At 56.9% G+C, this 7,660-nt stretch carries 5 protein-coding genes; 3 read left to right on the top strand and 2 right to left on the bottom strand.

Features of this window, described 5'->3' with window-relative positions; translation table 11 throughout:
* Positions 1 to 123: 123 nt before the first annotated feature.
* A complete protein-coding gene (locus QP994_RS10710; protein WP_284866760.1) occupies positions 124 to 522 on the bottom strand; it encodes a TetR/AcrR family transcriptional regulator in 399 nt (132 codons plus the stop codon).
* Positions 523 to 638: 116 nt separating this feature from the next.
* Between QP994_RS10710 and QP994_RS10715 the strand changes: the two genes are divergently transcribed.
* Positions 639 to 1,649: a DUF418 domain-containing protein gene (locus QP994_RS10715; protein ID WP_284866762.1), complete on the top strand. Its 1,011-nt coding sequence runs from the start codon at positions 639 to 641 to the stop codon at positions 1,647 to 1,649.
* 65 nt (positions 1,650 to 1,714) lie between these two features.
* On the top strand, positions 1,715 to 4,402 hold the full coding sequence (gene polA / locus QP994_RS10720) for a DNA polymerase I (RefSeq protein ID WP_284866765.1): 2,688 nt from the start codon (positions 1,715 to 1,717) through the stop codon (positions 4,400 to 4,402).
* Between the two features lie 19 nt (positions 4,403 to 4,421).
* On the opposite strand, the gene QP994_RS10725 is transcribed toward polA, so the two are convergent.
* Positions 4,422 to 5,678, bottom strand: a complete 1,257-nt coding sequence (locus tag QP994_RS10725; RefSeq protein WP_284866767.1) for a YkvI family membrane protein — start codon at positions 5,676 to 5,678, stop codon at positions 4,422 to 4,424.
* Between the two features lie 354 nt (positions 5,679 to 6,032).
* On the opposite strand from QP994_RS10725, the gene rpsA reads away from it, so the two are divergent.
* Entirely contained in the window at positions 6,033 to 7,511 is a 1,479-nt protein-coding gene (gene rpsA, locus QP994_RS10730; RefSeq protein WP_284866769.1) for a 30S ribosomal protein S1, read from the top strand.
* Positions 7,512 to 7,660 lie beyond the last annotated feature (149 nt).

The raw sequence follows: 7,660 nt of genomic DNA on the forward strand, positions 1-7,660 counted from the left end.
CGCCCGGGTGTTACTGGATACTCACCCGGGCGTTACTCGATCCTCACCATGGCGTTACTAAATCGGTGGTCTGAACAACGGGTTCAATAATGAGTGCGTTGTCAGTAAAAGTAAGCCTATTGATCATCGGTGGTCTCCTTTGAGCTTTCCGCTGGCGCGGTTGAGTAGGTGTTTGCCAAGGACGGCGTTGTCTTTTCCAAAGCACAGAACGCTTGCGTCAAGAATGAGGCCTCGCATCTCGTGGCTCGTAGGTGCAACTTCAACGAGGGTGACCACAACGAGGTTTTTTGCGTCCTCGGTCACTTCTCCGGCCTTAGCTTCTTGGCACACTGCCTCCAGTGCTGCATGGAGCAGGCCGTGCTTCGATCCAAAGAGCTTGTAGAAGCTCGAGCGGTTAATCCCAAGGGAAGAAAGGATTGCATCTACGGGTGGAGCATTAAATCCGTGTTCACCAAATAGCGCAATTGCCTTGCGGATAACTTGGTCTTCATCAAACTCTCTTGGCCTGCCCATGACTTTCATACTATTTATTCTGGAATGAAATGTCCAGAACCTTCAAAAAAGGAATCTGAAGGTCTATTTATGAGGTAATGGGGAGACTGCACATAAACGGGAAGTACTAAACAGTAAGGAACGCAATGGTCATCAGTGCATCGTCGGCAAAGATCGAGATACCTAACCGGCTTCTTTCGCTAGATGTGGTGCGTGGAATCGCGGTATGCGGCATCGCCTTCGTTAACGTGACGCAGATGTGGAATATGTACCCAGCGTCGACAAGCAATACCCAGGCTTGGACATGGGTGAACCTCCTTGTAAACGAACGGTTCTTTCCTGTTTTTACCTTCTTGTTTGGAATCGGCTTTGCCATGATTACCCGTTCGGCACGGAGACGCGGACGAGGGGAATGGCAGATCATGCTGCGACGGCTCATTCCTCTGCTTCTCCTTGGGCTAGTGCATACGATATTTCAGCCAGGTGAGGCCCTCACGCCCTACGCAATTGGTGGACTCGTCTTCCTGTTTCCTTTGACTTTCCTACCGTTGGAGAAGAGACGAGGAATCGCACTCGCACTTGGTGTGATCCTCACCCTCGTCGGCGTGTATTTTGGTGGTGTTTTGCTCATTCCAGGTCTGCTCCTACTTGGCTTTGCCGCATCGGAGTGGCGCGTTCCGGAGAAACTGGATGAGCACCCGAAGCCAGCAGCGTTAGCACTGCCGATACTCATCTTGCTCACCGCTATCGGCAGCTATATCCAATACCTTCACCGCGATCAAGCGGGCTTCTCACCGCATTCTTCGATTGCAGGCTTCCTATTCGCTGCAACATGGGTTGCGGCTGTAGTCGTCATACTGCGCACGCCTCTGCGACGAGGATTCGAGGTAATCTTTGCCCCATTAGGCCGAATGGCTTTAACCAACTACATCGGAGCAACAATGATCCTGCTGCCAATCAGGCCGGTGTTGGGCATTCCCGCCGAACAAGGATCGGCTACGAATGCCTCCTTCTTCACGGCATGGGCAGTGGTTATGGTCATGCTGACTGCACAGATGATTTTCAGCGCACTTTGGCTCAAGAAATTTTGCCAGGGTCCGTTGGAGAAACTATGGCGGAAGATTACGTGGGGCACCGGCCTTCGTATGGCCTCCTAAACGAGTGAAGGGTAGTCCTGTAACCCTAAATCGAGGTGCAGCTGGCACGGGTAAGGTAGGACAGCGTGACTTCCGCTGATAATTCCTCTGCTAAGAAACGTCTTCTGCTCATTGATGGCCACTCGATGGCCTTTAGAGCTTTTTATGCACTGCCGGTGGAGAACTTCTCCACCTCGGGTGGGCAGCATACGAATGCGGTGTACGGCTTTTTGTCCATGTTCGCGAATATTCTCGCGGATGAGAAGCCGACGCACGTGGCGGTGGCCTTTGATATCGGACGCAAGACGTTCCGCACGGAGCGTTTCCCGGAGTACAAGGCGCAGCGTGAATCGGCGCCGGAGGAATTCAAGGGCCAGGTGCCCATCATCCAGGATGTGCTGGGGGATCTTGCCATTGTCACGTTGACCAAGGAAAACTACGAAGCCGATGACATTCTGGCCACGCTGACCACGCAGGCGCAGGATGATTATGAGGTTGTCATCGTCACCGGTGACCGTGATTACCTGCAACTGGTCAATGACTCGGTGACTGTGCTGTATCCCACCCGTGGCGTGTCCACCTTGACGCGGTTCACACCGGAGGAAGTAGAGAAGAAGTACGGACTCACCCCGGCGCAGTATCCGGATTTCGCGGCACTGCGCGGTGACCCGTCAGATAACTTGCCCAATATTCCGGGCGTAGGGGAGAAGACCGCGACGAAGTGGATCGTGCAGTACGGGGATCTCCAAGGCCTGATTGATCACGCGGATGAGATCAAGGGCAAGGTCGGTGAATCCTTCCGCGAGCGGATTGAGCAGGTACAGCTGAACCGGGAGCTTACCCAGATGGTGTGTGACCTGGAGCTGCCAGTCGGTCCGGATGAGTTGGAGCTCAAGCCAGCAGACGTGAACGCAGTGGCTACCGCGTTTGATGATCTGGAATTCGGTGTGAACCTCCGCGAGCGAGTACTCGCCGCCGTGCCACATGACGGTGCACTGCTTGATGCCGAGGACTCAGCCGACGAGACCCTTGAACTCACCATCGATGACGGACCATTGGATGAATGGCTCCAAGAGCGCGAAGGCCAAGGCATGGCCCTCTACGTCGTGGGTACCGCGGTGCCGGCGGGTGGGGATGCGCAGGCGGTGGGGGTCGTCGATAAGCAAAGGCACGCTATTACGCGCGAAGTAGGGGAACTGAGCCCTGCTGAAGATGCGGCCTTCAAGGCTTGGATTGAATCGGATGCGCCGAAGTACGTACATTCGGCGAAAGCTACGTGGCACATGCTGCGAGGTCGTGGAATGACTCTGCATGGCATTGCGCATGACACGGCGATCGCGGCGTACTTGCTGCGCCCAGGCCAGCGCACGTATGACCTGGCGGATGTGTACCAACGCCACCTGCAGCGACAGCTCGCGCCGGCGAGTGAGCAGATGAGCTTGCTGGATGAGGACACCTCGGTGGTGGATTCCGCAGTGGCGATCCTTGAGCTGGCTGAAAAGTTGACTGGTGAGCTGCGCGAGATCGATTCCTATGAGCTTTACGCGGATCTCGAGTTGCCACTTGTGACCATCCTCGCGGAGATGGAAGAAAACGGCATTGCAGTTGACGTGGATGTGCTGCGAAATCAGCAGAAAGAGTTCGCGGAGAAGGTCGCTGCTGCTGAAGAAAAAGCACGCCAGCTTGTTGACGAGCCTTCGCTGAACCTCTCTTCCCCCAAGCAGCTGTCTGTGGTTCTCTTTGACAAGCTTGAGCTGCCCAAGACTAAGAAGACGAAGACGGGTTATTCCACCGCAGCGAAGGAAATTGAAGCACTGGCGGCGAAGAACCCGCACCCGTTCCTCGATGAGCTGCTCGCGCACCGTGAGTACCAGAAAATGAAGTCCACGCTTGAGGGCTTGATCAAATCCGTGGGGGAGGACGGCCGTATCCACACCACGTTCAACCAGACGGTGACATCGACAGGGCGTTTGAGTTCCACGGATCCGAACCTGCAGAACATTCCAGTGCGCACGGAGGCGGGCCGCCGGATTCGTTCCGCGTTCACGGTGGGCGAGGGCTATGAGTGCCTGCTCACCGCTGATTACTCGCAGATTGAAATGCGCGTGATGGCGCATCTTTCCGAAGACCCGAGCCTCATCGAGGCATACAAGGAAGGGGAGGACCTGCACAACTTCGTAGGTTCCCGAGTCTTTGATGTTCCTATCAGTGAGGTCACCCCAGAACTTCGCCGCCGCGTCAAGGCGATGAGTTACGGCTTGGTCTACGGCCTATCGGCCTACGGTCTGTCCAATCAGCTGGGAATCCCAGCTGGTGAGGCGAAGCAGATTATGGAGAACTATTTCCAGCGCTTCGGTGGCGTCAAGCGTTACCTCGACCAAGTTGTGGAGCAGGCCCGCCGCGATGGATACACTTCCACCATCTTTGGCCGTCGCCGCTACCTGCCGGAGCTGAATTCCGACAACCGTGTGGCACGCGAGAACGCGGAGCGTGCGGCATTGAATGCGCCGATCCAGGGAACTGCTGCGGACATCATCAAGGTCGCCATGATCCGCGTTGATCACGCGCTGTCAATGACGCAGCTTGCGGGCAAGACGTTGGCCTCGCGTGTGCTGCTCCAAGTGCACGACGAGCTCGTTGTGGAGGTCGCTCCGGGTGAGTTAGAGCAGGTGCGCGCGATCGTGGAAAAGGAGATGGACCGTGCGATCACCTTGAGTGTGCCGCTCGAAGTTTCTGCCGGCACGGGCAAGAACTGGGACGAGGCGGCCCACTAGGCAGCATGAGCAGGCGGGTTTAGTCCGCCTTTGACTCCGACTCGGAGTCGAGGGTTTCCATCTCGGACTCGAGGCCCTCCTTAAACTCCTCAAGGTCGAGGCTAGATTCCTCGGCGAGCTCCGCAAGAGTCATGTCTGCGAACTCGCTGTCTGGATCCAAATTGTCCTCATCGGCAACGAGGTCAACTGCGGCCGTGCGAACCTCGCTCTCCTTAGCCAGGTGATCGCGGTAGTGGAAGTACTGGTACACCATGATCGCGATGACAAAGAGGCCCAGGTAACCCAAGATCGGGTAGAGGTTAGCCACCAGCGTTTTGAATCCAATGAAGGACAGGATGAAGCCAATGATGCAGGCGACTACGTACACCTTGTAGAAGTTTTCCGGGTTATCACGGGTCAGGCGCTTAGCTAGGGCGTAGATCATGCCCAGGCAGGTGTTGAACACCATGAGGAAGATCACCCATGTCATCACCTGGCCCAGGACCGGATTGATGTTGAACAGCACGGTCAGCAGCGGCATGTCATCGCCATTGACGGCCTGCGCTTCGATGAACAAGGTGACCACGAGTAGAGCAAGCATCAGTGCGTATAGCGCGCCCGCGATAATGCCACCAATGCGCACGGACTTGTTATCAAAATTGTCACCGCCAATGACGATGGCCATGGACACCGTGCATAGTGCGTTAAGCCCCGTGTGGTTGAGTGCACCGAGCCACCAGGTTGGTGCGCCCGTGGCGCCAGCGACATGTTCTTTGGTCCATGCACTTTGTGCGGCAAGATCCACGCTCGCATGGGTGAACGTCCAGAAGGACGCAATGAGCACGAAGATGATCAACAGGGGAGTGACCAGGCCCAAGATGAAGGAGATCTTGTCCACATCCAGGCGGCCCACCAACAACATGATGATGAGCATGGCTACACCGCCGACATATATCGGCCAGCCGTAGGCCTGCTCCAAGTTGGAGCCAGCCCCAGCGAACATGACAAAGCCAACACTGAACATGCACGCGATGGCGGACCAGTCCATGATCCTTGAAGACAGACCATCAGAAACAGCGCCGAACACACGCGTGTGCTCCGTTGCGCGGAAGTAGGAGCCGAAAGCAAGGAAGGCCACGGCCGCAAACGCCATGACTACACCTGCCAGGACAATTCCCCATAGCCCCATGTGCCCATATGACACGAAGTATTGGAAAGCCTCCATGCCGGAAGCGAAACCAGCACCAACAACCACGCCAATGAACGCGAAACCGATACCGATACCGCGTTTTAACATAAAAACACCACCTATGCGCCCAGGTAATACCTTGGGCCGCTATGAAAAATTTGTTTGAATACACAAGCCTAATAGCAAGAGTAAGGAATGCTGGAACCGTCCGCGGGAGCGTCGATAGCAATTGTTTGTTGGCGCGCGGGCCTAAAGTTTGATCAAGCTGGGGAAATAGACTAATCTCGTACGAGCGTGTCTACGCTTTTGTCGCGGATCCGGTCATTATAGGAGGGCCGCCCGTGCTGGAAGCGAGATCGAAACCCCAGCTCATACGGGGCTTTGCCGTGCGTGAGCCGGAGTGTCGAGAGATGCGCTCATGTCCATTTGCTATCTCCTATCCGTTTCGGAGCAACATAACTTATGCCCACTTCTACTACCCCGCAGGTTGCCATCAACGACATCGGCAGCGCTGAGGATTTTCTTGCCGCAGTTGACGCGACCATCAAGTACTTCAATGATGGCGACATTGTCACCGGCACCGTCGTCAAGGTCGATCACGACGAGGTTCTCCTCGACATCGGATACAAGACCGAAGGCGTCATCCCGACCCGCGAACTGTCCATCAAGCACGACGTCGACCCAGATGAGGTCGTCCAGATCGGCGATGAGATTGACGCACTTGTCCTGACCAAGGAGGACAAGGAAGGTCGTCTGCTTCTGTCCAAGAAGCGTGCACAGTACGAGCGCGCATGGGGCACCATCGAGGAGCTCCAGGCCAACGACCAGCCGGTTACCGGTACCGTCATCGAGGTTGTCAAGGGTGGTCTCATCCTCGACATCGGTCTCCGTGGCTTCCTGCCGGCTTCCCTGGTTGAAATGCGTCGCGTGCGTGACCTGGATCCGTACATCGGCCAGGAGCTCGAGGCCAAGATCATCGAGCTGGACAAGCACCGCAACAACGTTGTTCTGTCCCGCCGTGCATACCTGGAAGAGACCCAGTCTGCGGTCCGCTCCGACTTCCTGCACCAGCTGGAGAAGGGTCAGGTCCGCAAGGGCGTTGTCTCCTCCATCGTCAACTTCGGTGCATTCGTTGACCTCGGCGGCGTTGACGGCCTGGTCCACGTGTCCGAGCTGTCCTGGAAGCACATCGACCACCCATCCGAGGTTGTCACTGTCGGCGACGAGGTCACCGTCGAGGTCCTCGACGTGGATCTGGACCGCGAGCGCGTGTCCCTGTCCCTCAAGGCAACCCAGGAAGATCCGTGGCGCGTCTTCGCCCGCACCCACGCTGTGGGCCAGATCGTCCCGGGCAAGGTGACCAAGCTCGTCCCGTTCGGTGCGTTCGTTCGCGTCGAGGAGGGCATCGAGGGCCTCGTCCACATCTCCGAGCTGGCTCAGCGCCACGTCGAGGTACCGGACCAGGTTGTTGGTGTTGGCCAGGAAGTCATGGTCAAGGTCATCGACATCGACCTGGACCGTCGTCGCATCTCCCTGTCCCTCAAGCAGGCAGATGAGGACTACTCGGAAGAGTTCGATCCGTCCCGCTACGGCATGGCCGATTCCTACGACGAGCAGGGCAACTACATCTTCCCGGAGGGCTTCGACCCGGAGACCAACGAGTGGATGGAAGGCTACGACGAGGCACGTCAGGAGTGGGAGGCCCGCTACGCCGAGGCTGCACGCCTGCACGAGACTCACACCGCTCAGATCGAGCGCAACCGTGCTGCCGCAGCTGAGGCTGAGGCTAACGGTGAGGGCGCTACCCCGACCAACTACAGCTCCACCTCCGGCGATGCTGCAGCTCCGGCAGCACCGTCCGCTGGCGAAGCTGAGCAGGGTGGCTCCCTTGCCTCCGACGAGCAGCTCGCCGCTCTGCGCGAGAAGCTAGCCGGCAACTAGTGGCGAGTCGCTGAGGCGTCTCACCACTAGGACCTAGGCAATAGCCCTAGACAAAAAGGCCCGCACCGAAAGTGAACTGCTCCCCATTAGTTGGACTGAGAAATCAGTTACCGACTAGTGGGGAGCAGTTTTCATTGAGAGCACGTAGT

The organism is Corynebacterium sp. MSK044 (assembly GCF_030232825.1).
Lineage (GTDB): Bacteria > Actinomycetota > Actinomycetes > Mycobacteriales > Mycobacteriaceae > Corynebacterium.